Origin of the sequence: Methylobacterium symbioticum (assembly GCF_902141845.1) — a bacterium.
Classification (GTDB): domain Bacteria; phylum Pseudomonadota; class Alphaproteobacteria; order Rhizobiales; family Beijerinckiaceae; genus Methylobacterium; species Methylobacterium symbioticum.
In genome coordinates, this window is sequence record NZ_CABFPH010000028.1 from 1 (window position 1) to 25,773 (window position 25,773).

20 protein-coding genes and 2 tRNA genes are annotated in these 25,773 nt (G+C 69.9%); 7 read left to right on the forward strand and 15 right to left on the reverse strand.

Annotation, left to right across the window (positions count from 1 at the left end):
• Positions 1-758 (forward strand): GNAT family N-acetyltransferase (locus MET9862_RS11585; RefSeq protein WP_142583113.1); only part of this gene is annotated, 758 nt, incomplete at its 5' end.
• Positions 759-779: 21 nt separating this feature from the next.
• Here MET9862_RS11585 and ligA read toward each other — a convergent pair.
• Positions 780-3,272: an NAD-dependent DNA ligase LigA gene (gene ligA, locus MET9862_RS11590; RefSeq protein WP_142583114.1), complete on the reverse strand. Its 2,493-nt coding sequence runs from the start codon at positions 3,270-3,272 to the stop codon at positions 780-782.
• 301 nt (positions 3,273-3,573) lie between these two features.
• On the opposite strand from ligA, the gene MET9862_RS11595 reads away from it, so the two are divergent.
• Entirely contained in the window at positions 3,574-4,275 is a 702-nt protein-coding gene (locus MET9862_RS11595; protein ID WP_244612683.1) for a 4'-phosphopantetheinyl transferase family protein, read from the forward strand.
• A 99-nt stretch (positions 4,276-4,374) separates the two neighbouring features.
• Positions 4,375-4,451, forward strand: a tRNA-Pro gene (locus MET9862_RS11600).
• A 116-nt stretch (positions 4,452-4,567) separates the two neighbouring features.
• Here MET9862_RS11600 and MET9862_RS11605 read toward each other — a convergent pair.
• Positions 4,568-5,323 carry a helix-turn-helix domain-containing protein gene (locus tag MET9862_RS11605; protein ID WP_142583115.1) on the reverse strand — a complete coding sequence of 252 codons (756 nt, stop codon included), beginning with the start codon at positions 5,321-5,323 and terminating at the stop codon, positions 4,568-4,570.
• Positions 5,324-5,413: 90 nt separating this feature from the next.
• On the opposite strand from MET9862_RS11605, the gene MET9862_RS11610 reads away from it, so the two are divergent.
• From MET9862_RS11610 to MET9862_RS11620, 3 genes are all read left to right on the forward strand, one after another.
• Positions 5,414-6,610 (forward strand): MFS transporter, encoded by a 1,197-nt coding sequence (locus tag MET9862_RS11610; RefSeq protein WP_142583116.1) that lies wholly within the window; start codon positions 5,414-5,416, stop codon positions 6,608-6,610.
• 164 nt (positions 6,611-6,774) lie between these two features.
• A tRNA-Ser gene (locus MET9862_RS11615) sits at positions 6,775-6,864 on the forward strand.
• A gap of 867 nt (positions 6,865-7,731) precedes the next feature.
• Positions 7,732-10,593, forward strand: a complete 2,862-nt coding sequence (locus MET9862_RS11620) for an ATP-binding protein (RefSeq protein WP_142583117.1) — start codon at positions 7,732-7,734, stop codon at positions 10,591-10,593.
• Positions 10,594-10,605: 12 nt separating this feature from the next.
• Here MET9862_RS11620 and MET9862_RS11625 read toward each other — a convergent pair whose 3' ends face one another.
• The 8 genes from MET9862_RS11625 to tehA all read right to left on the reverse strand — a co-directional run bounded on the left by MET9862_RS11625 (position 10,606) and on the right by tehA (position 19,421).
• A complete protein-coding gene (locus tag MET9862_RS11625) occupies positions 10,606-11,718 on the reverse strand; it encodes an alkene reductase (protein ID WP_142583118.1) in 1,113 nt (370 codons plus the stop codon).
• 141 nt (positions 11,719-11,859) lie between these two features.
• Entirely contained in the window at positions 11,860-12,375 is a 516-nt protein-coding gene (locus MET9862_RS11630; RefSeq protein WP_142583119.1) for a VOC family protein, read from the reverse strand.
• A 23-nt stretch (positions 12,376-12,398) separates the two neighbouring features.
• On the reverse strand, positions 12,399-14,612 hold the full coding sequence (gene paoC, locus MET9862_RS11635; RefSeq protein WP_142583120.1) for an aldehyde oxidoreductase molybdenum-binding subunit PaoC: 2,214 nt from the start codon (positions 14,610-14,612) through the stop codon (positions 12,399-12,401).
• 1 nt (position 14,613) lies between these two features.
• A complete protein-coding gene (locus MET9862_RS11640) occupies positions 14,614-15,564 on the reverse strand; it encodes an FAD binding domain-containing protein (protein ID WP_142583121.1) in 951 nt (316 codons plus the stop codon).
• Complete coding sequence (gene paoA, locus MET9862_RS11645; RefSeq protein ID WP_142583122.1) at positions 15,564-16,184, reverse strand: aldehyde dehydrogenase iron-sulfur subunit PaoA; 621 nt, start codon at positions 16,182-16,184, stop codon at positions 15,564-15,566. Before paoA ends, MET9862_RS11640 begins: the two co-directional genes overlap by 1 nt.
• An 84-nt stretch (positions 16,185-16,268) precedes the next feature.
• Positions 16,269-16,685: a putative quinol monooxygenase gene (locus MET9862_RS11650; RefSeq protein WP_210248100.1), complete on the reverse strand. Its 417-nt coding sequence runs from the start codon at positions 16,683-16,685 to the stop codon at positions 16,269-16,271.
• A gap of 160 nt (positions 16,686-16,845) precedes the next feature.
• Positions 16,846-17,511: a VOC family protein gene (locus tag MET9862_RS11655; RefSeq protein WP_142583123.1), complete on the reverse strand. Its 666-nt coding sequence runs from the start codon at positions 17,509-17,511 to the stop codon at positions 16,846-16,848.
• 881 nt (positions 17,512-18,392) lie between these two features.
• Positions 18,393-19,421 (reverse strand): dicarboxylate transporter/tellurite-resistance protein TehA, encoded by a 1,029-nt coding sequence (tehA, locus tag MET9862_RS11660; RefSeq protein WP_142583124.1) that lies wholly within the window; start codon positions 19,419-19,421, stop codon positions 18,393-18,395.
• 195 nt (positions 19,422-19,616) lie between these two features.
• Here tehA and MET9862_RS11665 point away from each other — a divergent pair, with 195 nt between their 5' ends.
• Positions 19,617-20,501 (forward strand): oxidoreductase, encoded by an 885-nt coding sequence (locus MET9862_RS11665; protein WP_142583125.1) that lies wholly within the window; start codon positions 19,617-19,619, stop codon positions 20,499-20,501.
• A 71-nt stretch (positions 20,502-20,572) separates the two neighbouring features.
• On the opposite strand, the gene MET9862_RS11670 is transcribed toward MET9862_RS11665, so the two are convergent.
• The 5 genes from MET9862_RS11670 to MET9862_RS11690 form a co-directional block, all read right to left on the reverse strand.
• On the reverse strand, positions 20,573-21,538 hold the full coding sequence (locus MET9862_RS11670) for an alpha/beta fold hydrolase (RefSeq protein WP_142583126.1): 966 nt from the start codon (positions 21,536-21,538) through the stop codon (positions 20,573-20,575).
• A 198-nt stretch (positions 21,539-21,736) separates the two neighbouring features.
• The gene (locus tag MET9862_RS11675; RefSeq protein ID WP_142583127.1) at positions 21,737-22,627 is read right to left on the reverse strand and encodes a LysR family transcriptional regulator; all 891 of its coding nucleotides are present in this window, start codon (positions 22,625-22,627) and stop codon (positions 21,737-21,739) included.
• A gap of 118 nt (positions 22,628-22,745) precedes the next feature.
• Positions 22,746-23,108, reverse strand: coding sequence for a hypothetical protein (locus MET9862_RS11680; protein ID WP_142583128.1), 363 nt, complete (start codon positions 23,106-23,108; stop codon positions 22,746-22,748).
• A 28-nt stretch (positions 23,109-23,136) separates the two neighbouring features.
• The gene (locus MET9862_RS11685; RefSeq protein WP_142583129.1) at positions 23,137-23,601 is read right to left on the reverse strand and encodes a nuclear transport factor 2 family protein; all 465 of its coding nucleotides are present in this window, start codon (positions 23,599-23,601) and stop codon (positions 23,137-23,139) included.
• Between the two features lie 89 nt (positions 23,602-23,690).
• Positions 23,691-25,754: a 2Fe-2S iron-sulfur cluster-binding protein gene (locus tag MET9862_RS11690; protein ID WP_142583130.1), complete on the reverse strand. Its 2,064-nt coding sequence runs from the start codon at positions 25,752-25,754 to the stop codon at positions 23,691-23,693.
• Between the last annotated feature and the right edge of the window lie 19 nt (positions 25,755-25,773).

A 25,773-nucleotide genomic window follows, 5' to 3' on the forward strand; every position in this document is an offset into this window, starting at 1 on the left:
GCGCCTGGCGCTGGCCGCTGCTGCGGCTCGACAGCCCGGCCGGCACGGCGATGCGTGCGGCGATGGGCCGGGCCGGCTGGTCGCTCGGCCCCGTCGCCACCTTCGCGCGGCCGGTGCTCGCGCGCCGCGCGAGCCTCGATGCCTTCCAGGCCGGGCATCCGAACCGGAGCCGGCTGAAGGACCTGCGGCGGCGCACGAAGCGTCTGTCCGAGACCGGCCTCCTCCGGCTCGACAGCGCCACCGGGGGCGCGGCGCTGGCCGCCGCGGTGGAGAACTTCCTCGCCCTGGAGCGGGCGGGCTGGAAGGGCGAGGCCGGCACCGCCATGGCCTGCCGCCCGCCCCATGCCGCCCTCGCCCGGGCGCTCTTCGCGGAGGGCGCCGGCCCCGTCACGGCCCGCGCCGACAGCCTGACCCTCGACGGAAGGCCGATCGCCATCAGCCTCGCCCTGGTCGGATCGGGCACCGCGACGCTCCTGAAGACCGCCTACGACGAGGGGCTCCGCGCCCAGGCGCCCGGCCTCGTGCTCGAAGCCGAGATCGTGCGCGCCTGCCACGAGACCCGCTTCGCCGACCGGCTCGATTCGGCGACGCTCGCCGGCTCGGCCCTGGAGAGCCTCTATCCGGAGCGCGAGATCCTCGCCGAGGTCATCGCCGTCCCCCCCGGCGCCGACCGTCCCTCCCTGGAGAGGCGCATTCGCCTCGCCCGGTTCGAGCAACGGGCGCGGGAGGCCGCCAAGACGGCGTTGCGGCGGCGTTGACGGTAGAGGGCGCCCGCGCCCTCACCCAGCCCCGATCCGCGCCAGCCACTCCGCCTCGCTGATCACCGCGACGCCGTGCTTCTCCGCCTCCTTCAGCTTGGAGCCGGCGCCGGGTCCGGCCACCACGAGATCGGTGTTGCCCGAGACCGAGGAGGCGACCTTGGCGCCGAGGCGCTCGGCGGTGGCCTTGGCCTCGTTGCGGGTCATCCGCTCCAGGCTGCCGGTGAAGACGACGATCTTGCCGGCGAGCTCGCTGCTTCCGGTGGCGGCGGGCGCCTCGGCCGGGGCGAGCGTCACCTCGGCGAGCAGCGCCTCCACCGCGTCGCGGTTATGCGCCTCGGCGAAGAAGTCGATCAGCGCATCCTTGACCACGTCGCCGACATCGCTCGCCCCTTCCGCGAAGCCGAGATAGGCGGCGCAGGGGCGCTCGCGGGCGGCGCGCAGCAACGCGGCGTCGAGGGCCTCGCCCTCGCCGAAGGCCGCGATCAGGTTCTCGCGCGCGGCGGGACCGAGCCCCTTCACCGCACCGGGCGCCTGGGCGTCGACCGGCTCGCCCGCCGCTGCGCGCGCCGAGACGTGGTCGAGCAGCGCGTCGCGGGCGACAGAGCCGATGCGGTCGACCGCGTCGAGCGCGAGCCAGCCCTCGCCGGGCCGGCAGGCGGCAGCCGCGTCCACCGCCGCGATCAGGGCGCGCATGTCGGGGAAGATTTTGGCGAGCTCCTTGGCCGTCACCTCGCCGATATTCGGGATGCCGAGGGCGAACAGAAGCCGCGGGAAGGTTACCGTGCGGCGCGCCGCGATCGCCGCGAACAGGTTCTCGATGGCGAGCTGGCGCTCGCCCTCCTTCTTCTTGGCCGCCTTGACCGGCTTCGGGGTCTCGCCGGCCGCGCGCGCGGCCTCCTCCTTCTGCCGCGCCCGCGCCTCGGCGAGCGCCCGGCGCCGTGCCGCGAGGGAGGCCGCGACCTTCTCGAAATCGAGCCGGAAGATATCGGCCGGCTGGCGCACCAGGCCATCCTCGAACAGGGTCTCGATATAGGTCTCGCCGAAGCCCTCGATGTCGAAGGCGTTGCGCGAGACGAAGTGTTTCAGGCGCTCCACGGCCTGCGCCGGGCAGATCAGGCCGCCGGTGCAGCGGCGCACCGAATCCGGCTTCTTGGTGCGCGGGTTGAAGGCCCGCACCGCCTTGCTGCCGCAGGCCGGACAGGTCTCGGGGAAGGCATAGGCTTGCGAGTCGGCCGGCCGCTTGTCGAGGACGACGTCCATCACCTTCGGGATGACGTCGCCCGCGCGCAGCACGATCACGGTGTCGCCGACGCGGATGTCGCGGCCATCGCGGATCGGCTCGCCGTCGCCGCCGACGCCCTTCACATAGCCCTCGTTGTGGAGGGTCGCGTTCGAGACCACCACGCCGCCCACCGTCACCGGGCGGAGCTTGGCGAGCGGGTTGAGCGAGCCGGTGCGGCCGACATTGATCGCGATCTCCTCCACCACCGTGAAGGCCTCCTGCGCCGCGAACTTGTGGGCGAGCGCCCAGCGCGGCGAGCGCGAGACGAAGCCGAGCCGGCGCTGGAGGGCGAGGTCGTCCACCTTGTAGACGACGCCGTCGATGTCGTAGCCGAGGTCGGCGCGCTGCCGCTCGATCGACCGGTAATGCGCCAGCATCGCCGCGATGTCCGGGCAGCGCACGCTGAGGGGGTTCACCGGCAGGCCCCAGGCCCGGAAGCGATCCATGACGCCGGACTGGGTGCCCTCGAAGGCGGGCTCCACCGCGCCCCAGGCATAGGCGAAGAAGCGAAGCGGACGCGAAGCGGTGATCGCGGGATCGAGCTGGCGCAGCGAGCCGGCGGCCGCATTGCGCGGATTGGCGAAGAGCGGCTTGCCCTGGGCCTCCTGGCGCGCGTTGATCGCGGCGAAGTCGGCATGGCTCAGATAGATCTCGCCGCGCACCTCGCAGAGGGGCGGCACCCCGTCGCCCACCAGCCGCTCGGGGATGTCCTGCACCGTGCGGGCATTGGCGGTGACGTTCTCGCCGACCTCGCCGTCGCCGCGCGTCGCCGCGGTGACGAGGACGCCGTCCTCGTAACGCAGCGACAGGGACAGGCCATCGATCTTCGGCTCGGCGGTGAAGGCGAGCGGCTCCGCCTCCGGCCAGTTCAGGAAGCGGCGCACGCGGGCGACGAAGTCCTCGACCTCCGCGTCCGCGAAGGCGTTGCCGAGCGAGAGCATCGGCACGGCATGCCGCACCTTGGCGAATTTCTCCGAGGGCTTGGCGCCCACCGAGGCGCTGGCGGCCCCCGTGCCGGCGAGGTCGGGGAAGCGGGTCTCCAGGGTCTCCAGGCGACGCCGGAGGGCGTCGTACTCCGCATCCGTGATCTCGGGCGCGTCCTCTTGGTGGTAGAGACGGTCGGCCTCGGCGATCTGCTCCGAGAGCGCGGCATGCGCCGCGCGCGCCGCCTCGGGCGTCAGGTCCGGTTCGAGATCCGGGATCGGCGGAGCGGACTTCCTGGCGGGCATGGCGGCTCGGCTGTCTGGCGGTCGGGCGCCTCTATGGCACGCTCCGGCTGGATGGGCGAAGCCCTCGCGGCCCCCTCCCCACGCACCCGTCCACGCTTTGCACGGGCCTGCGCCGGGCCGCGCTTGCGCTTCCCGGAGGCGCGCTCGATCCTGCCCTGCAATCCCGCCATCGGCGATTCCGGCGAACCCTCCTCCTCCCGTGCACGCTCCTCCCCCGCCCGCCTCGCCTGACCCGAACGGCTCCACGGCCGATCCGCCCCCTTGGCCGCTCACGGAGCCAGGCCCCCACGCCGGCACCATCGTGTGGACGATCGATCTGGCCCTCTCCGAGGCGGACCTCGCGCTCTGCACGGCCACCCTCTCGGCGGAGGAGCGGGCGCGCATGGCGCGCTATCTGCGGCTCGAAGACCGGGCGCGCTTCGCGGCGAGCCATGCCGCGACACGGCTGATCCTCGGCCGGGCCCTGGGCTGCGACCCGCGCGACCTCGCCTTCACCGCCGCGCCCGGAGGCAAGCCCGCGCTTGCGGGGGCGTCGCTCGCCTTCAACCTCTCGCATTCGGGACGACGGGCGCTGGTCGGGCTCTCGACGGAAGCGCCGCTGGGCGTCGATGTCGAGAGCGTGCGGCCCCTACCCGACGCGCTCCGCATCGCCCTCGGGCATTTCGCGCCCGACGAGACCGCCGCGCTGGCCCGTCTCGACGGCCCGGCCCGCGAGGCGGCCTTCTTCGCCCTGTGGACCCGCAAGGAGGCGGTGGTGAAGGCCCTCGGCGCCGGCCTCGCCCTGCCGCTCACCCGCTTCAGCGTGAGCCTGCCGCCCGGCCCCCCGTGCCTGCTCCGCCTGGATGCCGGGCGGGAGCATGCGATGGCCGGCGATCCCGGCACCTGGTCCCTGCACCATCTCGAGCCCGGCCCCGGCACGGTCGGCGCCCTCGCCGCGGCCGGCTCGGTGAAGGCCCTCGCCCGCCGCGCCCTGCCCCCGAACTGGCCGGCCTGGCTGCCCTGACGGAGGGATTTCGGCCCTGCCGCAAAAAGGAGCGCAGACTCCGCTTGCGGCCCGGAAAAGGCACGGCTATAAGCCCGCTCGCCGGCAACGCCCGGCCTTCGGAGTGTAGCGCAGTCTGGTAGCGCACCACGTTCGGGACGTGGGGGTCGCAGGTTCAAATCCTGCCACTCCGACCAAATTTCCCGAGATTTTTCCAAAATCGTATCGGCATTTCGCACGGCGAGACGGGCTGCTTGATCCGCCTTGGCCTCCTGCGGGATGCGTGGGTGGTCGGGTGACGGATCGCAGCCGGTCATGACCCGTCGGCCGATCCAACGAGCTTGCCGGTTCTGTCGCGCAAGGCCTGGAGGCTGCGGTAGCCCACGGAGGCGGCGACCTGACGCGGGCCCTGGCCGTCGGCGGCAAGCGCGAGGGCCCGCACCACCCGAGCCCTGGCCCGCCACTGCCCGAAGCTGAGGCCGGTCTCGCGGCGGAACCCGCGCGTCAGCGTCCGGCGGCTCACGCCGCCCTCATCCGCCCAGGCGTCGAGATCGCGGGGGGAGGCCGGGTCGTCGATCAGTTCGAGGCAGATCCGCCTGAGGCGCGGATCGCTCGGCAGGGGCAGGGTCAGCCGGGTCTCCGGAGCCCGCCGGATCTCGTCGAGCACGAGGGCCGCCAGATGGCCGCCGCGCCCGGCGACGTCGTAGAGCACGGGCTCCCGCGTGAGCGCGGCGAGCGCGGCGGCGAGCAGGGCCGAGACCTCGATGACCCGGGCCCGGGCCGGAAAGCCGGCGACCGCGTCGGCGGCGAGATAGGCCGAGCACATCGCGACCTCGCCGTGCATCGCCACCGCATGCGGCAGGCGCGGTGGGATCCAGAGGGCGTGCCCCTCCGGCACGACCCAGGTGCCGTCCTCGGCGGTCGCCATCATCAGGCCGGCGGTGGCGTAGAGCAGCTGCGCGCGCGGATGGAAATGCCGGTCGGTGCTGCTCCCGGCCGCGAAGGATTTCGGCATCACCGCGACCGCCCGCGGCACATCCTGGTAATCCTCGGCCCGGATCGAACGCATGCGGCCTCCCTGGCCCGATCCCGTACATCTTCGGCCCGACACCGTACAACGGGTCAGGTACAGAGCGGGCATCTCCGCGAGGCCCGCCCGATGGACGCCGATACCCTGTCCCGCCGCACCCTGCGCTTCGTCAACGTGGCGCACGCCCTCGACCATTTCGTGCTGCTCATCTACCCGACCGCCGTCATCGCCATCGCCGCGCAGACGGGCCTGAGCTACGGCGAGCTGATCGGGCTTGCCACAGGCGCCTTCGTGGCCTTCGGGCTCTGCTCGCTGCCGATGGGCTGGCTCGCCGACCGGTTCGGGCGGCGGACCATGCTGGCGATCTTCTTCTTCGGCTACGGCCTGTCCTGCCTGGGCGTGGCGAGCGCCGCGAGCCCGACCGCCTTCGCGGTCTGGCTCTGCGTGCTGGGGCTCGCCTCGGCGATCTATCACCCGGTCGGCTCGACCATGCTGGTCACCCATGCGCGCCGCCTCGGCCATGATCTCGGCATCAACGGGGTCTGGGGCAATTTCGGCGCGGCCACCGCCTCCGGCGTCACGGCGCTGCTGGCGGCCGGGCTCGGCTGGCAAGCGGCCTTCGTCGTGCCCGGCCTGTTCTGCCTCGCCTGCGGCGCCGCCTTCCTGGCGCTCGTTCCCGGCGATGGCGAGGGGGCGCGCGGCAAGGCCGGAGGCGCGCCCGTCATCGCGGTCGCGCGCCCGCTCCCGCTCCTCGTCGTGTTCGCCTTCGCGATCGTCGCCGGCGGCATGACCTTCAACATCACGACCATCGCCCTGCCCAAGGTCGTGGACGAGCGCGTCGGAGACGGGCTGCCGCTCGTCCTGATCGGGTCGGTCGCGACCTTCGTCTTCGTGTTCGGCGCCCTGACCCAGCTGCTGATGGGGCGGTTGATCGACCGCTACAGCCTGCCGACGCTCTTCCTCGGCCTCGCGATCCTGCAGCCGCTGGGGCTCGGCCTCGCGGCGGTGAGCACGGGCCTGCCCCTCCTCCTCGGCCTCGTCCTGACGATGGCGGCGCTCTACGGCCAAGTGGTCATCAACGATGCGATGGTCGCCCGCTACGTGCCGCCGGCCTTCCGGGCGCGGGCCTACAGCGTGCGCTACTTCCTTGGCTTCACGGTGAGCGGCTTCGTCGTGCCCCTGATCGCCGTGCTGCACGAGCGCGGCGGCTTCGGGCTCGTGCTCGGGATCGCGGCCGCCTTCGGCGCCGTCATCTTCGCCGCGGCCCTCGGCTTCTTCGGGCTGACGCGGCGGGACGCCGCGCGCCAGCTCGCTCCCGCGGAATAGCCGCCGCAGGCTCCGCCTCGGCCCGCCCGCGCTCGCACGGCTGTTGACGCTGACCTGCGGGCAGCCATACAGAAGGCCACCGGTCGGGAGGGTGGCGAAACGGTCGCACGGGGCAGGCTCCGCACCCTCGGAGACCCCGATTGCCCCAATCTCCAGAACGCCTTGGAAGGGTGGCCGAGTGGTTTAAGGCAGCGGTCTTGAAAACCGCCGTGGGGGCAACTCCACCGTGGGTTCGAATCCCACCCCTTCCGCCAATTTGTCTCGGTAATCCACTGTAGACGCAATGTTTTCTTGGGAAACATGTGTCTTGGCCCTAACATAGGCCCCCACACGATCTCTGGATCTGAATGGACTTCCGCGGACGAACAAGGGGCAGTTACGCTGGGTCGCTTCCGTCCGACCTGTGCCCGGTGAGCTCGGGACGTGTCGGGCCAATCCAATGCATAAGGTAAAGCTGAGGCGGACGCACGGGTTCACTGCCAACCTACGCCTGGTGATCTTGTGATCGATGTGATCGCCTCTCGCGGCAGCGATCTTGACCGGAGCGGAGAGCGCGGTCGAGATTGAGCCGAGCTGCTCGTCTGTCTGGCCGGGGCCTTGCCGCTTGCGCGCCCGCGGTTGTGCACCCTTCAGAAAGGGACCCATTTTTTTGTTCGGCAATAGGGGGCGGTCTTGCGCGAGGGGCGCACGCTCGCGATCGCCAAAAGGCCTATTTCCGCTGGCCAGACCGGAGTCGTTTGGATGAGTGAGTGCCTCGCTGAAGCGCCTACTCATGACCCCAGATGGTCCCTTGGAAGGTCCGCTTCTGGGCAGTCTGAGCCGATCGGGTGGACTTGAACGACTGACGGTGGCCGAAACCGGAATGGCCGCTTCGTAACAGGTTGGCCGGAAAAGCGGACGGCCTCCTACCGACCCGAAGCGGACCATCGTACCGTCCGCTTCCGGGAACTCCGCATAGCAACTCCAATCGACGGATGTGAACGGATCGAAATAACCGCTATCGGGCGGGAAAGCCGTAAGGGTGCCTGATGCCTTGACGACTTTCTGACGGTGCAGCAACAGAAAGCGTAGCAAGATCAAAACCTCTCCGTTTTGAACGGGCAGGCGATAGCGGCAGCGACATGGATACGCGAGAGGGCACAGCCGTCCGCTATATTTTTGGTGACTTCGTCTTGATCCCCTCCGAGCAGCGGCTGTGGCGAGCCGGAAAGGTCGTACGGCTCGGAGGACGACCGATGGAGATCCTGAACGCGCTCGTCGAACGTGCAGGACAAGTCGTCAGCAAGGAGGACCTCACCAAGCGCGCATGGCCGCGGACGACGGTCGACGAATCCAATCTGAAGGTCAACATCGCGGCGATCCGGCGCGCACTCGAAGGGCCGGAGCCGGAGACGCGCTTCATCGCGACGGTGAGTGGACAGGGGTACCGCTTCGTCGCGCCCGTCGACGTCACATCCTGGCCGATCCCGGCGGCAGCCCGGCGCCATAACCTTCCGAGATCCACGGATCTGCTCGGCCGAACAGAGGATCTCGCGGAAATCTCGGCGAAGGTGCTGCAGCGACCGCTGGTCACGATCACGGGTCCGGGCGGCGTCGGCAAGACCAGCCTGGCCGTGGCTTTGGGACACGACGTCGTCGGACAGTTCCGGGACGGAGTCTGGATGGTCGACCTGTGCGTCCTCGATAGCGACCGCTACCTCGCGAGCGCGGTCGCGCAGGAGATGGGGATCGCCATCCATGCGGACGATCCTCAGGCCGCACTCACGGCGGCCCTGGTGGACCGGCAGTGCCTGCTCATCCTCGATTGCTGCGAGAACTCCCTCGATCAGGCGGCCCGGCTGACCACCCTGCTCGCGACCGCCGCTCCCGGAACCCACGTACTGACCACGAGCCGCGAGCCCCTTCGGACGGCGCACGAGGTCGTGCATCACCTCCGGCCCTTAGCAAGTCCGACACTGCACGGGGCGCTGACCGCGAGCGACGCTCTGACTTCTCCGGCCGTCGCGTTGTTCGTGGCGCGCGCCTCGGCCGCCGCTCCGGGCTTCGGCCTCCGGGACGAGGACGCGCCAACCGTCGTCGAGATCTGTCGCCGCCTCGACGGGCTGCCGCTGGCCCTGGAACTCGCCGCGACCCGGGTCGGGGCCTTCGGACTTCGCGGCCTCCTTCGCCTGCTGAAGGAGCGCCTGGCCCTTTTGGACGACGGCCGACGGGCGGGTCATCCCCGCCATCGAGGCCTGACCGCGACGCTGGGCTGGAGCCACGGACTGCTGTCGACGGAGGAGCAGGCTCTGTTTCGACGGCTTTCCGTCTTTCACGGGGTCTTCCCGCTCGACGCGGCGCTCGCGGTCGGCCGACTGCCGGGCGAGGCCGAGGGCGGGTGCATCGGCCATCTGGCCGATCTCGTCGCCAAGTCGCTGGTCGTCGCGCACCCCGGGTCGTCGCCGCGATACGGGCTTCTCGACACGACGCGGGACTACGGATTGCAGCGGCTCGCTGAGAGCGGCGAGGGCAATGCGGTCCGTCGGCGGCACGCGGAACTCTGCCTTGCGCAATGTCGCGCCGTTTCAGGCCGCAGGAGTGCGCAGCCGGGCTCCGACCGCCCCGAGGATCCGATTGCGCTCGTCCACAACGTCCGCGCCGCTCTCGACTGGTGCCTGACCGATGGGCGCGATCCCGCCCTCGGTCGAGCGCTGGCAGCCGAGGCACTCGTGGTGTGGGACACGCTCGCGCTGCTCCAAGAGCGGATCGAGACGAGCGAGCGGGCGCTCGCGTCGGTTGTACCCTCCCATGGTCCGGAGGACCGGGACGAGATCACGCTGCGGGCGTCGCTCGCCGCCGCCCTGCTGCAGGTCGAGGGCCCGACCCCGCGGATCGCGGAGCTGTGGCGCGGCGCGCTCGACCGCGCCGAGCGACTGTCCGACCTCGACGGTCAGCTGCGGGCGCTGTGGGGCCTGTGCGACTTCCAGACCTGGATCGGCGATCACCGTGCCTCGTTCGCCCTGACGGAGCGCATCAGGACGCTAGCGGCCGCCGGCGGGGACCGCGCGGCCGGCGCGGCCGTCGACCGGCCCGCCGCCACCTCGCTCCGCTATCTCGGCCGTCTCGACGAGGCCCGCGAGGCGGCGGAGCGCCTGCTGGCCCGTGCGGCGCGCCGGGACGCCCCCGGTCGACGCCTGGAGGATCACGGCCTGGTCGCGGCGCGCGGCACGCTCGCGAACGTCCTGTGGCTCCAGGGCCGGCCGGCTCACGCCTTCGTAGAGGTGCGGCGCGCCCTCGCCGAGGCCGAGGCCGGCGGCCAGGCCTTCGCCCTCACGAATGCCCTGGCGCACACGGTGATCCCGATCGCGCTCCATGGCGGCGATCTCGACGAGGCCGAGCGCGGCCTCGCCCGGCTCGGCGACCACGTCGCGCGGCACGCCATGCGGATCTGGCGGGTCATCGCCGACGGCCTCGAAGCGATCATGAGCCTCCGCCGGGGCGATGCAGGCGGGCTGCACCGCCTCGAGGATGCCCTGGTCGAGATGGGGGAGATCGGCTTCCGGATGCGGCGCCCGGCCTATTTAGGCTCGCTGGCGTCGGGCCTCGCAGCGCATGGCCGCCTTCCGGACGCGCTAGCCCGCATCGACGCCGCGCTCGCCGCCTCCGAGCGCGGCGGCGAACTCTGGTGCCGGCCGGAACTGCTGCGCATCAAGGGCGAGATCCTTCTCGCCTCGGCCGGCGACGCGGGCATGCCGGACGCGGCGCGGCACTTCCGCCAGGCGGTCGATCTGGCCGGCCGCCAGGGAGCCGCGACGTGGCACCTGCGGGCCGCGACGAGCCTCGCCGTGCTGGATGACCGGTATGGCGGCCGGGCCGATCTCGCCGCCATCCTAGGCGGCTTCGACGAAGCGCTCGACACGCCCGATCTCAGGGCCGCGCGGGCGCGTCTCGCCGGCAAGGCGAGACCCGGCAGCGAAGCGCGCCATCCAGTCTCCCTGGCCTGACGTTGCCCTCGATCAAGCGATAGCCGCGTGGTCCAAGGGCGGATAGTCAGTATAGCCCTCCGCTCCGCCGCCATAGAACGTCGCCGGGTCGGCCTCCGCGAGAGGGGCCTTGCGGCGCAGCCGCTCGACCAGGTCCGGATTGCCGATGAAGGGACGGCCGAAGGCGATCATGTCGGCGTAGCCGGACTCTACCGCCTCGCTCGCGAGTTGCCGGTCGTAGCCGTTATTGGCGATGTAGGCCCCGCCGAACGCGGCATGCAGCGCCTTGTAGTCGAACGAGGACGACCCGTTGGGCCCGCGCGTCTGACCCTCGACGCAGTGGAGATAAGCGAGCCCGAGTTCTCCCAGCCGCCGGGCGAGATGGCCGTAGGTCGCCTGCGGGTCACTGTCGAGCGGGGTGTCGCCGACGGCCCGCGTCATCGGCGAGAGCCGCAGGCCGACGCGGTCGGCGCCCCAGATCTCCGCCACCGCCGTGACGACCTCGATGGGGAGCCGCGTGCGGTTCTCGATCGAGCCGCCGTAGCGGTCCGTCCTCCGATTCGTGCTGTCGCGGATGAACTGATCGAGCAGGTAGCAGTTCGCGGAATGCACCTCGACCCCGTCGAAGCCCGCCTGCTTCGCCAGGGACGCGGCGCGCCTGTAGTCGTCGATCACGCCGGGGATCTCGTCGGTCCGCAGCGCGCGCGGCATGGAGGGGGGTGCCTGCGTGCGGCTCTCAAGGAAGACAAGCTCACCGGCCTGGATCGCCGAGGCCGAGACGGGCGCCTCGCCGTTCTCCTGAAGGCTGACATGCGACATGCGCCCGACATGCCAGAGCTGGCAGACGATCCGCCCGCCTGCCTCGTGCACGGCCGAGGTCACGGGCTTCCAGGCCTCGACCTGCGCCTCCGTGTAGATGCCCGGCGTAAAGGCGTAGCCCCGGCCTTGCCGGGAGACGTTGGTCGCCTCGGTGATGATGAGGCCGGCCGAGGCACGCTGCCGATAATACGCGACGGCGAGGTGCGAATGGACGCCCTCCATGTCCGCGCGCGAGCGCGTCAACGGTGCCATCGCGACTCGGTTGGCGACGTCGATGGCTCCGATCTTCGTCGGAGAAAACAGCTCACGATCGGCAGTCGTCGTCATGCGCGGGATCTCTCCTCGTGTCACAGATATTTCGGCTTGTCGAACCTTGTTGACGCGCTCTTCGTCACTCCGGGCTCCGCTTTCGCGCGTCCGGCATGGCATGCAGGACGTCGCCTCCGCGGAACCTAGTAGGACAGGCTCTCACTCGGCCCGGGCGGCCGTGTCGCGCCGGTTGGCGTACATCAGCTCCGTCGAATGGGAGTAGATCTCGATCAGGTTGCCCCACGGATCCTCGCAGTAGACGGCCTTGAACGGCTCTCCCTCGAACAAGGTCCAGACCTTCGAGCGCTGCTTGCCGCCCATCTCGGCGATCCGCCGCGCCAGGCCGTCGACGTCCGGGTCGACCAAGCAGAAGTGGAAGACGCCGGTCCTCCAGTAGCAAAAGTTGTCGTCCGCGGCTTCCGACTTCGGCGTGACGAACTCGAAGAGTTCGATCCCGACTCCGTTCGCGGTGGCGAGGTGGGACACGTATCCTTCCTCGAACCGATCACCGAAGATCCCCTTGAACACCTCGCCGATATGCGAGCCGTCGTGCCGGATATGGAGCGGCCCGATGATGTGACGGCAGCCGAATGCCTTGGTGTACCACTCGGTCGCTGCCTTGATGTCGGTGACGGTTAGGCCGACATGCGTCACCGGAACGGGATGATAAGACATCGCTCTTCTCCGCAGGTGAGGAATCAGGCCGTGCGCGGCAGCCCGTCGAGCAGCTTGTCGAGCGTGACGGGATAGTCGCGCACCCGGATTCCGGTCGCGTTGTAGACGGCGTTCGCCACCGCCGCGGCTGCGCCGCACAAGCCGATCTCGCCGATGCCCTTGGCCTTCATCGGGGACGAGACCGGGTCCGGGTGATCGAGGAACACGACGTCCAGGTGCGGGATGTCGGCGTGGACGGGCACCTCGTAGCCGCCGAGGTCATGGTTGATGAAGAAGCCGTGGCGCGTGTCGACGACGAGCGCCTCCATGAGCGCCGATCCGACCCCCATCGTCATTGCACCGATCACCTGGCTTCGCGCCGTGAGCGGATTGAGCACCCGGCCGGCATCGATGACCGCGAGCATGCGGCGCAGGCGCATCTCCCCGGTGAACCGGTTCACGGCGACTTCGGCGAACTGCGCCCCAAAGGTGGCCTGGACGAACTCCTTGTCGAGGTCGCCGTAGGTGATCCGATCCTCGGCAGTCAGCGGCCCAGCCTTCACGGCGTCGAGAAGAGGAAGGCTCCGGCTTCCCACCGTGACCATCCCGTCCGCGAACGCCGCGTCCTCGGCGTTGAAGCCGAGCCGCGCAGCGACGCTCGTCCGCAAAGCCGTGCAGGCGGCGTAGAGCCCGGACGTCGCGTTGTTCGCGCCGAATTGTCCGCCGGAGCCAGCGGCCTCGGGATAGTCCGAGTCGCCGAGACGCACCGTCACGGCCTCGATCGGCAAGCCCATCATCTCGGCGGCCGTCTGGGCGAGAATCGTATAGCTGCCGGTCCCGATGTCGGTCATGTCGGTCTCGATCGAGAGCCGGCCGTCCTGCTCCAGCCGGACGCGGGCACCGGACGGCATCAGCAGGTTCTGGCGAAAGCCCGCTGCCATGCCCATGCCGACGAGCCAGCGATCGTCGCCCACCGAAGCGGGTACCGGGTTGCGGCGGGCCCAGCCGAAGCGCTCCGCGCCGACCTCCAGGCACTCGACCAGGTGGCGCTCCGAGAAACGCCGCTGCGGCTTGCGCGGATCGACCTGCGTGTCGTTCCAAATTCGGAACGCGACGGGGTCGAGGCCGAGTCTCTCGGCCATCTCGTCCATCGCGATCTCAAGCGCCATCAGGCCGGGGGCCTCCCCGGGCGCCCGCATGTCGTTGCCCTCGGCGAGGTCGAGGGTCGCGAGCGTCATCGACAAGTCGCGGTTCGAGGCACCGTAGAGGAGCCGCGTCGGCGCGATCGCCGCCTCGGCGAAGGCGCCGGCCAGGTTGCCGTTGAGGCTGTGGTGACTGACTGCCGCGAGCCGGCCGTCGCGGGTCGCACCGAGGCGGATGCGCTGGATGGTGCCGGCGCGGCGCGTGCCGTTATTGGCGATGAGGGGACGCTGCAGCGCGACCTTGCAGGGGCGTCCGACGGCCCTGGCGCCGAGCGCGGCGAGAAGCGCGTCGCTGCGCATTATCAGCTTCGATCCGAAACCCCCACCGATGAACGGGGCGTTCAGGCGCAGATCCTCTTTGGCGATGCCGAGCGACTGCGCGAGGCTGTTGCGGTGCCAGGACACGACCTGGGCCGAGGTCCAGATCGTCAGCTTGCCGTCGCGCCACGCGGCCGTGGTGGCGTGCGGCTCCATCATCGCGTGCGTCTGGTCGGGAGTGGTGTAGGTCTCGTCCAGGGTCACGGGCGCGGCGGCGAGCGCGGCCTCGGCGTCTCCGATCCGATCGACCACGGGGTAGTCGGGGCTGTCGCGATCCGCGGCCGGCTCGGCCCGGGGAGCCTCCGCTGCCAGGTCGCAGCGCACCGGCTCGGATTCATAGTCGATGCGCAGGAGATGGGCCGCCGACCGCGCCTCCTCGAAGGTCTCGGCCACGACGAGCGCGACGGATTGGTGATAGTGGCGCACCTCGGCGCCGCCGAACAGGTGCAGTGTCGTCCGGAAACCCGGCGGGGCGGGGTCGTGCTCAAGCGTCGTCAAGACCGCGAGGACGCCCGGAGCTGCCCGCGCGGCCGCGGCGTCGATCCGCGTGACCCGCCCGCGGGCGATCGTGGCGCCGACGATCCAGCCATAGGTGGGATCGATCGCCGCATCGTGCCGCTCGTAGGCGTAGGGCGCCGTCCCGGTGACCTTCAGGGCGCCGTCGACGCGGCGGTGAGGCCGCCCGACGATCGCTTGACCGTCGATGGGGTTCTGCCCGGCGGGGGTGTCGAATCGCATGTCACGCCCTCCCTTCGCTCAGCACCAGCTTGAGCGTGCGCTCGGCGAGCGGGATCTTGAAGGCGTTCTCCGGCGTCGGCGTCGCGCCCTGGAAGGCCGTCCCCACGACGGCGGCCGCGCCGTCCGGCAGGAGCGCCTCCGCCTCCTCCACCCGCCAGGGCCGCGGTGCGACGCCCCCGAACGCGACCCGCCCCGTCCCGTCCTCCTGCAGGACGACCGCGATCGACACAATTGCGAAAGCGTAGGAGGCCCGGTCGCGGACCTTGTGATAGTGGTGCGTCCCGCCCAGCGGCCGCGGGAGCGTGACGGCGGTGACGAGTTCGCCCGGTTCGAGAGGGTGCTCGATCTCCGGCCGGTCGCCCGGCAGCCGGTGAAAATCCCCGATCGGGATCCGGCGGCGCGACCCGTCGGGCCTCATGGTCTCGACCGCGGCATCGAGGACCCGCAAAGCCACGGCCATGTCGCCCGGATTCGAGGCGATACAGTGGGAGCTCGTGCCCACGACCGCGAGCGAGCGGGTGACGCCCCCGAGGGCCGAGCAGCCGGATCCCGGCCGGCGCTTGTTGCACGGCAGATTCGTCTCATAGAAGTACGGGCAGCGGTTGCGCTGCAGGAGGTTGCCGGCGGTCGTCGCTTTGTTGCGCAACTGCCCCGTGGCGCCGGCCATGATCGCCCGCGCGAGGATCCCGTAATCGCGCTTCACCCGCAGGTGGGCAGCGACCTCGGTGTTGGTGGCGAGCGCACCGAGGCGCAGGCCGCCGTCCGGCAGATCCTCGATGGCCCGCAGGGGCAGGTGCCGGATGTCGACGAGATGGGCCGGCGTCTCAATCTGCACCTTCATCAGGTCGAGCAGGTTCGTGCCGCCCGCGATGAACCGGGCGCCCGGCCGCGAGGCGACGGTTGCGACGGCCGCTTCGATGCTCGCAGCCCGCTCGTAGGTGAAGGGCTGCATCAGGGCCTCCCCGCGACGTCGGCAACGGCGTCGGCGATGTTGGAATAGGCGCCGCAGCGGCAGATGTTGCCGCTCATGCGCTCGCGCAACTCGCCGTTGTCGAGCATCATCGGTGCCGTGAGATCACCGGTGGCGTGGCTCGGCACGCCCGCCGCGACCTCGGCCAAGACGGCTACGGCCGAGCAGATCTGGCCCGGCGTACAGTAGCCGCACTGGAAGGCGTCGTGCTCGATGAAGGCCGCCTGCATCGGGTGCAGGGCGTCTGACCGGCCGAGGCCCTCGACCGTGGTGATCTCGTCGCCCTCGTGCATGGCCGCGAGGCTCAGGCAGGCGTTGATACGGATCCCGTTCACCAGCACCGTGCAGGCGCCGCAATGGCCGTGATCGCACCCCTTCTTCGTGCCCGTGAGGTGCAGATGCTCGCGCAGGGCGTCGAGCAGCGTCACACGGCTGTCGAAGTCGAGGCGCCGATGCTCGCCGTTGACCGTGAGGGAGACTGCGACCGAGCCTTTCGAACCCGCGGCCTGTGCCCCGGACATGGACGGCATCCCCGCCGCCGCGACCGCCGCGGCGGTCACGACCGCGCGTCGATCGATCTTGGGTGAGGGGGGAACGCTCATCGGATTGTCCCTTATTCGTCGATCCGAGCAGGCGCCACGATCGAACGACACGACTGAACTGGCGGGATTCTGGCTCGGCCTATCTCACGGATACGGCCCCCTGAGCACGCGCATCTTCATGGCCTGCACGCCCCCGAGAGCGAGTTCCGGAAGCCGATCGAACCAGGCCCGGACGTACGGTTGCCCGTTGTGCGCCTCGAAGTCGGCCTCAGTGGCAAAGACCTCGTAGAAGATGAAATGCCCGCTCGAGAACCGGTCTTCCTGGAGGAAGTAGACGAGATTCTTGGGATCGCTCCGAACGAGCGCGATCAGCGGCAGGGTTGCGGCCCTCAGTTCATCTTCTTTGCCGGGCTTCGCGCGAACCTCCGCGACGACCGAGAAGGCTCCGTCGGGTATCGGGTCGTAGCCACGGCCCGGTCCAACCTGCGCCACGGGCTGCCCCATATGTCCCATCGAGAGCACGAGCACTCCGGCAAGACATCGATGGCGAGAGCGCATCATCACTGGGCTCCGTGTCCGCGCTGACGTGGTTTCGTCCTGCTTTCATCAGATACGCCCACCAGGGCTGCGCCGGATTACGTTGCACGCGGGCGCTCCTCCGGATCTTCGATCTTGCCGCATTTCCTACGACGAACCGGCATCCGCTCCGTCGAGCAAGGTTCTAGCCTCGACTCGCCGCCGTACGGCGCGCCGCAGCATCGGCGAACGTCTTCTTCACGGGACCAAGCACCTGGACGAATTCGAGCTGCTCGCCCTCGGGGCCCTTGCAGTAGATAATCGACCAGCCGTTCGATGGACCCTCGTGGATCTTAATTGTATTGGTATTCTTCGGCGCCGCGCGGCGCTCCTCCTCGGAATGCACTGGCACGGTGCGGTTCGCCCTGACCTGCGTCATGCCGCGGCGGGCACACTCGGCCTCGAGATCGGCGATGAACTTGTCGAAGTTCACGTCGTCGCGGATGTAGAAGCAGATGTGCATCGAGCGCGGGTAGGCCGGGCTCATGTGGTCGCGCGGCTCGGCCCAGCTGTCGCCGCCGCCTATTGGCTGTGCGGCGTCGCGGTACTGCAGGAGTTCGATGACGACGTTCTCGAACTGGACAAAGCGGACATCGAGCCGCTGCGAGCCGCCCTTCAGATCCGGGACGCCGATGGTGCGAGGATCGACCCGGCGCTCGCGGGCGACGATCTCCTGGTCGGCCATCAGCGTGTAATGGACCGGCTCCCCCTTGAAGTCGCCGTCCCGCATGACCTCGGTCCCGCCGAGCACCTCGGTGTAGAAGGCGAAGGCCCGGTCCATGTTCTGAACCGTGACGCCGAAATGCTGCACGCCTTGGAGGCGCGCGCCGAGCGGACCGTCGTCACGCCCGCTCGATCGCGCAGCCTGCGCGGAAGCAGCCGGTGCACCGAGAAGACCCGCCGCGGCAGCGGCGCCAGCGACCTGAAGGATTTCACGGCGATTTTGTCCGCCCTGCTCGTCGTCACTCTGATGGCTCATAACGATACACCGGCTTGGGGCTCAGGCAGGAAGAGATACTCGTGTTGCGCGCTGTGCGCTGGTTAAAAAACGTTAAAATCGCCGATGCGCTGATGTATTTTGATGCGAGCCAAAATCGGCGGCGACCGGCGCGGCGACCCATTCTGCTATTCGTACCGGCGGCAAATTCCGCTCAGGCAATCGAACGGTTCAAAGGTAGATCATGGGTGCGGGCAGGAGACCGCAGCCTGATCGAATACGCGGAGTGTCGTGCAACGGATTGATGGGCCTCCCATAAACCAGTGACCGCCCGGTGACGCCACGGAGCCCTCTCTTGAGGCAGATGGACAGCAGAAGGGGCGACCGGGTTGGGTTGGACGCGGAAGGTTACCTTCCGGGTAAGGCGGGAGAGGCCGCTTCCCACCCCGTTCGGACCTTCGGCGGTGGTGCCTCGAAGGTCTGCAAAGGGTCAGGAGTTCGCCCGCCGATTATTCGGCTGTGCGCCATCAGCGGACCTCCGACCGAAGCCATCGAATGACCGCTTGGGGGTCGACATCTGTTGTTGGGATGGAATGGTTACTCCGACCATCATAACGTCCTCGGCAACGAACCGCTGCCGAAGCAACACAAACAAGAACGCTCCACCGTGATCGGTGGTTGGTCCAACAGCAAGGCACTCAACAACCCTTTGAAAGCAGTCGTCGGGTTACTTGGCGGGATGACCGGGGGCGCGGTCACGTCCGTGCTTGGCTGGCTACCGTCGGTGCAGCAAACATCTTGCCCTGGAGCAGTAAAGCCACGGTCATGATGGTAAGGCCGACGACGAGGCCGTTCGCTGCCAGGAAAAGCACCGGGGCGAGGACGGCGACCGCTCCGGCATCGCCATGGGCAACGAGGCGAACCGGGGCCGTTGCCATGGCAGTCGCGCCGAAGCTGAAGGCCCAGAGCCCGGGGACAGCGCCGGCCTTCGCGATCCACGGCGAGAGCCGGGCCAGAACCAGAACCTGGAGCAGACCGTAGCCGATCAGGGCATGCGCGAAGAGGTCCGGCGCTCCGCCCCCGACCGAGAGGTAGGCCACGGCTCCCACCGGCGCGGGCGCCAGCTGGATGCCCAGGGTCGGGCGCAACGCGACGGGCTTCTCAGGCCCGGTCAGCAGGCGGTGAAGCAGAACCGATTCCATCGCGAGCCAGGAGAACAGGCCGGCGCCGAGCGCGAGCTGACCCCAATCCTGGTAGCCCAGGGCCGACGCTCCGGTCGCCGAGACGAAGCTTCCGGCCACGGTCGGCAGGTACAGCACCGCGGTGGTGGTGCCGTGGTCCCGGCCGCCTTGCCAGAGGCCGCCCGTCCGCCAGACCGCGAAGCCCAGCGTGAACAGGAAGCCGAGGCCGAACAGGACGGTGGCGGCTCCGGCCGAGTAAGGGATGAGCCCGCTCGCGACGAGCATGGTCGCCACGCCGGCGAGGCCGATGAAGCAGCACTGGACCGCATGGGCCGCCTCGGCTGCCAACTTGTCCGGGGCGAGGATGGCCTTGAGGGCATAGAGGACGACGAGCACGGCCCAGACCGCGCCGGCGAGGGCGTAGACCGCTTCCCCGACGAATGCGGGCAGGTGCCAGGCGAGCGCGGCCGCGCGCCAAGCACCGCCGAGGCCGGACAGCCCCAGCACGATGCCGAAGTAGGCGGCCGGCGTGTTTGCGGCGACTTCCCTAATGCGCTGCGCGAGGTGGAGGCGTGGGCCGGCGACGATAGAGACCGTGGTCATGACCGTTCTCCTGTGAGGTCGGGATGTTGTCGGGCGGGCGCTGCGCCCACCGCTTCTCGACAAGGATGATAATGGACGACGGCCCCGATCTTTATTCCTCTCTCGGCAATGGAGAGGTTCGCGACGCGATGCTTGAGGACGGTCGCTCAGCCACCGATGTCGACATCGTCGAAGCATGACCGAGAGGTGGTTGAGATGGATAGGACCTGGTTCGTCACGGGCTCGTCGCGTGGCCTCGGCCGGGCGTTGGCCCAGGCCGTCGTCGCGGCGGGCGAGCGGCTCTGCGCGACGGCGCGCGACCCTGCTTCCCTCGCCGACCTCGTGGAGGCCGGCGGCGAGCGTGTGCTCGCCCTGCCACTCGACGTCACCGACGAGGTGGCCGCGTGTTGGGCGGTCGAGGCTGCCGCGGAGCGGTTTGGCCGCCTCGATGTCGTGGTCAACAACGCCGGCTACGGCGACGTCGCCCCCATCGAGGACACCGACCTCGCCTCGTTCCGGGCGCAGGTCGAGACCAACCTGTTCGGCGTCGTCAACGTGACCAAGGCGGCCATCCCGCTGTTCCGGACGCAGCGCTGTGGCCACTTCCTGCAGGTCTCCTCCATCGGGGGGCGAACCGGCGCGACCGGTCGCGGCCCGTACTCGGCCGCGAAGTTCGGCGTGGAGGGGTTCTCCGAGGTTCTCGCCATCGAGATGAAGCCCTTCGGCGTGCACGTCACCATCGTGGAGCCCGGCGGCTTCCGGACGGACTTCGCGGGATCGTCGACGCGCATCGCGGAAGGCAGCCCGGCTTACGCCGAGACCGTCGGCCAGGTCGCCGCCATGCAGCGGGCCTACGACGGCAAACAGCCCGGCGACCCAGAGCGCGCCGCCCGAGCGATGATGGCTGTGGTCTCGGCGAAGGCCCCGCCGCTGCGTCTGGTGCTGGGTAGCGACGCCTACGCGCGGGCCGAGGCCGGCGACGAGGCGCGGCTGGCCGAGCTGCGTGCCTGGCGCGAGCTCAGCCTCTCGACCGACTTCCAACCTTCGCCAAGTCTCCCCCGCAGATGCTTCGCTCTCACGGTCACCGAAACGCGGCAGTAATGCCAAGGACCGCACCCCCATGAAAGGGGCGCGGTCCGCGTCGCGCCTACCGGCCAGGCCCGTCAGAAGGGTCAGCGCTTCGCCACCTGCTTGTCGAGGAAGCCGCGGATGAGAGGCGCCATCTCGTCCAGCTTGTCCTCCAGCGCGAAGTGGCCAGTGTCGAGGATGTGCAGCTCCGCGTCCGGCAGGTCCTTCAGGTAGGGGTGCGCCCCTTCCTCGGGGAAGATCTTGTCGTTCTTGCCCCAGACGATCAGCGTCGGCGGCTTGCGCTCGCGAAAGAACGCCTGGAATTGCGGGTAGAGCGGCACGTTCGTGCGGTAGTCGTAGAACAGGTCGAGCTGGATGTCCTTGTTGCCGGGCCGGTCGAGCAGGGCCTGGTCGTGGACCCAGTTGTCCGGGCTGATCCTGGAGACGTCCCTCACGCCGTCCGTGTACTGGAAGATCGTCGTGGGGAGGGTCACGAGACCCGACAGCGCATCGCGGCTCTTGGCCGAGCCGTCGGCCCAGTAGGCCTTGATCGGATCCCAGAACTCGCGCAGCCCCTCGTCGTAGGCGTTGCCGTTCTGGACGATCAGGCCGGTCACCCTCTCGGGGTGCTTGAGGGCGAGGCGGTAGCCGACCGGCGCGCCGTAATCCATCACGTACATCGCGTAGGACTTGGCGCCGAGCTGGCCGAGCAGGCCGTCCACGAGGTCGGCGTAGTGGCCGAAGGTGTAGGCGAACCGGGTGTGGTCGGGCGCGTCGCTCTGGCCGAAGCCAGGGTAGTCGGGCGCGATGACGCGGTAGCGGTCCGCGAGCGTCGGTATCAGGTTGCGGAACATGTGCGAGGAGGCCGGGAATCCGTGCAGGAGCAGCACGACCGGGCCGCCGGCCGGGCCGGCCTCGCGGTAGAAGACCTTGACGCCGTCGACCGTCGCGGAACGGTAGTAGACCGTCGCCGGTGTCTGGGCGACGACCGGGGCCTGCTCCGCCTTGGCATGAGGGGGAAGGACGGTGCCGGCCGTCGTGAGCATCAGGGCAAGCAGAAGGTGTTTCATCGGTGTCTCCTTTCGTGGGGGCGTCGAGGAGCTCGCCGCCTTATGGAGACATCATCGGTCTTCAGCTTGCAGGCGTTAATCGGCTTCGTGTGGAAGGCATTGTTGTCGCCTGCGGAATAGATAGGATCGCTTGGTGCCGTTGACCTCGGCTAGGTCGAACTGACCCGGACCGACGCCTCGCATCGACCTTGCGCCCGCTCAGTTGAGCAGACGGTTGGCCCGCAGCCGCGCCACGGCCAGGTCGACGAATGTCCTCACCTTGGCCGGCGCCTGCCGCCCCTCGGGGTAGACCACATGGATGGGCAGCGGCTCCTCCTCGTAGTCGGCGAGCACGACCTGCAGGCGGCCTTCCATCAAGGCGGAGCCGATCTGGTAGTGCAGCACCCGGGTCAGGCCCCAGCCCGCGAGCGCCGCGGCGATGCCAGCCTCGTTCGTGTTGCTCATCAAGGCGGGATGGACCGTCACGCGCTGATCCCCCGCGAACCGCCACTCCGTCGAGGCCCATGCACCCGTGGACATGGCGACGCGGTGGTCCCTCAGGTCCTGCGGGCTCTGCGGGACGCCGTGCCGCTCGAAGTAGGCCGGCGAGCCGCAGACGACGCGGCGCACCGACCCGACCCGCGCGGCCGTGAAGCCGGAATCCGAGAGGTGGCCGATGCGCACGGCGACGTCGATGCCTTCCTCGACGATGTTCACCTGCCGGTCGACGAACAGCGTCCGTGCCGCCATGGTCGGGTAGGCGTCGAGATAATCGGTCACGATGGGCAGCACGTGCATGTGACCGAACAGGACAGATGCCGTCACCGCGAGGGTTCCGGACGGCGTCGCGTAGGAACCTGCGGCGGCGGCCTCGGCCTCGACGATGTCGGCCAGGATGCGCCGGCAATCCTCGTAGTAGCGCCCCCCCGCCTCGGTCAGCTTCACGGAGCGGGTGGTGCGCACGAACAGGCGGGCGCCGATGGTCTCTTCCAGCGCGGCGACGGCGCGGGTCACGGCCGGCGGGCTCATGTGCATCAGGCGCGCGGTCTCCGCGAAGCTCGCCGTCTCCGCGACCTTCGCGAAGATCCGCATGGCCTGCCAGCGGTCCATGTTCCTGCTCTCCCGTCTCCAGCGACCCGGCCATCATGGCCTTGACGAATACAGCTGTTCGAGCAGGCGCGCCGCCAAGCCGTCGCGCCATGGTGAACGGCATGCCGGGCCTGGCCGCCTAGCCCTTCCGGGCAACCGTGGGTTCGGGGTCCGGCGCTGCTCCGTCGCCGGCGAGCTCTACGGCGAGGCTCTCGATCTCGCGGCAGACCTCAGCGGGGATGCCCGACCAAACCGCCCACGCACGCTCCTCGTGAAGGCGCCCGCCGTCCCGGGAGGCCGCCGCCAGGGCCAGGGCCAACGCCCGCGACATGCGCGCGTCGAAGCTCCGGCCCCGACGCGCGGCGTCGACCTCGGCGCCACACAGCCCCAGCCTGCGGGCCTCGGTCTCTCGCTCTGGAGGAAGCGGTACGTCGCGGTTCCCGTCGAACAGGGCGAGCGCGATGGACAGGCGTGCCCGCCCATCCAGGCTGAAGGACGACATGGCGGGCTCCTGGTCTCAGAGAGGCGGTTCAGAAGCCGAAGTGGCTCAGACCCGGATGGTCGTCGGGCCGGCGCGCCAGCGGCCAGCGGAACCGGCGCTCGGCCTCGCTGATCGGGTGCTCGTTGATGCTGGCGTGGCGGGCCCGCATCAGCCCGTCCTCGGCGAACTCCCAGTTCTCGTTGCCGTAGGCCCGGAACCACTGGCCGCTGTCGTCGCGGTACTCGTAGGCGTAACGCACCGCGATGCGGTTGCCGGTGAAGGCCCAGAGCTCCTTGATCAGGCGGTAGTCGAGTTCGCGGTTCCACTTGCGGGTGAGGAAGGCCTGGGCCTCCTCCCGGTTCGTGACGAACTCGGCCCTGTTCCGCCAGCGGGTGTCGGTCGTGTAGGCCAGGGCGACCTTGGCCGGATCACGGCTGTTCCAGCCGTCCTCGGCGAGGCGGACCTTCTCGATGGCGCTCTCCTCGGTGAACGGCGGCAGTGGGGGACGGGACATCGGCTTCTCCTTGGGGTTTTCGGGGTGGACGCGTGTCGGGAGGTCGGTCGGCAGGCCGGCGGGACGTGACCCTCGGCCATCGCCCTCGGTCAGAGGGCGAGATGAACGGGGTCGCTCCCCGCGGCCGGGGTGGCCGAGCAGATCAGCACCTCGTCGGCCGCTCGGGGCGCGGTGGGCGCCTTCGCGTAGGTGACCGCACCTTTCAGGAGCTTCGTCCGGCAGGTGCCGCAGGTTCCGGTCCGGCAACTGAACTCCGGGCTGAGGCCGCGGGCCTCGGCGAGTTCGAGCAGTGTTCCGGCGTCCGGCGTCCAGCGCGCCTCCTTTGACGAGTTCAGGAAGGCGATCGGAACCGGCTCCGTCGACGCGGGCGGCAGCGCGGCCGCCCCGGCATCCGCCGGCATGCTCCGGACCAGGGACGAGGGACCGAAGGTCTCGGCGTGGATACGGTCGTCGGCGACGTTCAGGCCCCGCAGCCCGTCGTAGAGCGCCTGCGTGAAGGCCGCCGGACCGCAGAGGTAGAAGTCGTAATCGCCGAACGGCAGCACGCGGGCGAGCAGCGCGATGTCGATCCGGCCAGCGACATCGTAGTCGACACCCGCCACCGCATCCCCGGGCGCGCTCAGCACCCGCACGACCCTCACCGCGCTCCCGGCCGCGGCGGCGAGCTCGGCCACCTCCCTATCGAAGGGACGCTCCTCCTTGGAGCGGGCCGCCTGGACCAGTGTGGTCGGCCGGATGCCCCGGGTGCGCAGGCCCTCGTAGACGAGGTGGCGCAGCATCGCCAGCAGCGGCGTGATGCCGATGCCGCCGGCGAGCAGCACGGCCGGCCGCTTGGCATGGGCGTCGATGGTGAAGCCGCCGGCCGGCGCCCGCGCCTCGACCAAGTCGCCGACCCGCAGCGTGTCGTGGAGGTGCCCGGACACAGTGCCATCGCGCTTGACGCTGATCCGGTAGACCGCGTCCGAGGGCGCGACCGAGAGCGTGTAGGTGCGGATGACCGGCTTGTCCGCGCCGGGGAGCGGCACACGGATGGGCAGGTGCTGCCCCGCCTGGTGCGGGATCAGCCCGGACCCGTCCGCAGGCTGGAGGTGGAAGGAGCGGATCGTGCGGCTCTCGTCGACGATCTTCGTGACCGTGAACGGGCGCCATTGCGTCGCGAGGTCGGCGGCCCGGAGCCGGTCGGCGGCCGCGTGCCAGTCACCGGTCATCAGGGAGTTCGGCGACCAGCCGTCCGCCTGAAACGTCCAGCGCAGGGGCAGCGCGCCCCGCCGCCGCACGACCCGGCGGGGCCGGAACGTCCACAGCCGTTCAGCGCCCTGGAAGGCGGCGATCTCGGGGGAGGACAGGACGACCTCGGAGTCGCCCGTCATCTGCAGGAGGTCGCCGGTCTCGAAGTCGGCGAAGACGAGGCCGGCCCGGCCGTTCAGGAGGATGTTGCCGAGCGTGGCGAAGAACAGGTTGCCGGCGAAGTCGGGGACCGTGAGCGTCCCGTCCTCGGCGACGCGAACGAAGCCGGCCTTACCGCCGCGGTGCGAGACGTCGACCTGGCGGCGGCCGTCGCGCTCGGCGTAGGAGGCGACGAAGAACGTGTCGGCACCCTCGACGATGGCGCGCGCGTCCGCGTCGAGGCCGGCGTTCTCCTCGACGGTTCCAGAAAAGGGCTCACGCGGGTCGCGGACGAAGGCGAAGTCGCGCAGCTGGATGTACTGCGGGCAGTTGCCGAAGCTCTGGTCGACGGCGAAGTTCAAAACGCCGTCCGCCGCGGCGCGGATGAGGCCGTTGACGCGGTTGCGTCGGCGGGTGTGCAGCTCGATCCCGAGGAGCCCGATGGCCTCCCCGTCGCGCAAGCCCGCGCTCGCCGGGTCGCTCGGATCCGGCCGCACCGCGATGTCGAGTGTCGTCGGCGTCGGCGAGGCGATGAACCCGGGACCGCCGGCGACCAGCGTCGCCCAGGCGTCGCCCCGACCGTCGACGCTGCCGGCCACGATGAACGGGATCTGTTCGTAGAACGCGCGGTGTTGGTCGGGCATGAAGTCCCGCACCACGCGGCGCCCGACCTGCTCCATCCGCTCGGCCACGCCGACCTGCTGCTGGATGGCCTTCTCGCCCGGATGCCAGGGCGAGGATGTCGTGATGGTCGGACCGTCGCTCATGATACTCTCCCGTCCGGTT

Coding starts and splice junctions, on each gene's coding strand:
- ligA (WP_142583114.1), bottom strand. CDS start 3,272: ATGCCCGCCAGGAAGTCCGCTCCGCCGATCCCGGATCTCGAACCGGAC.
- MET9862_RS11605 (WP_142583115.1), bottom strand. CDS start 5,323: ATGCGTTCGATCCGGGCCGAGGATTACCAGGATGTGCCGCGGGCGGTC.
- MET9862_RS11610 (WP_142583116.1), top strand. CDS start 5,414: ATGGACGCCGATACCCTGTCCCGCCGCACCCTGCGCTTCGTCAACGTG.
- MET9862_RS11620 (WP_142583117.1), top strand. CDS start 7,732: ATGGATACGCGAGAGGGCACAGCCGTCCGCTATATTTTTGGTGACTTC.
- MET9862_RS11625 (WP_142583118.1), bottom strand. CDS start 11,718: ATGACGACGACTGCCGATCGTGAGCTGTTTTCTCCGACGAAGATCGGA.
- MET9862_RS11630 (WP_142583119.1), bottom strand. CDS start 12,375: ATGTCTTATCATCCCGTTCCGGTGACGCATGTCGGCCTAACCGTCACC.
- paoC (WP_142583120.1), bottom strand. CDS start 14,612: ATGCGATTCGACACCCCCGCCGGGCAGAACCCCATCGACGGTCAAGCG.
- MET9862_RS11640 (WP_142583121.1), bottom strand. CDS start 15,564: ATGCAGCCCTTCACCTACGAGCGGGCTGCGAGCATCGAAGCGGCCGTC.
- paoA (WP_142583122.1), bottom strand. CDS start 16,184: ATGAGCGTTCCCCCCTCACCCAAGATCGATCGACGCGCGGTCGTGACC.
- MET9862_RS11650 (WP_210248100.1), bottom strand. CDS start 16,685: ATGATGCGCTCTCGCCATCGATGTCTTGCCGGAGTGCTCGTGCTCTCG.
- tehA (WP_142583124.1), bottom strand. CDS start 19,421: ATGACCACGGTCTCTATCGTCGCCGGCCCACGCCTCCACCTCGCGCAG.
- MET9862_RS11665 (WP_142583125.1), top strand. CDS start 19,617: ATGGATAGGACCTGGTTCGTCACGGGCTCGTCGCGTGGCCTCGGCCGG.
- MET9862_RS11670 (WP_142583126.1), bottom strand. CDS start 21,538: ATGAAACACCTTCTGCTTGCCCTGATGCTCACGACGGCCGGCACCGTC.
- MET9862_RS11675 (WP_142583127.1), bottom strand. CDS start 22,627: ATGGACCGCTGGCAGGCCATGCGGATCTTCGCGAAGGTCGCGGAGACG.
- MET9862_RS11680 (WP_142583128.1), bottom strand. CDS start 23,108: ATGTCGTCCTTCAGCCTGGATGGGCGGGCACGCCTGTCCATCGCGCTC.
- MET9862_RS11685 (WP_142583129.1), bottom strand. CDS start 23,601: ATGTCCCGTCCCCCACTGCCGCCGTTCACCGAGGAGAGCGCCATCGAG.
- MET9862_RS11690 (WP_142583130.1), bottom strand. CDS start 25,754: ATGAGCGACGGTCCGACCATCACGACATCCTCGCCCTGGCATCCGGGC.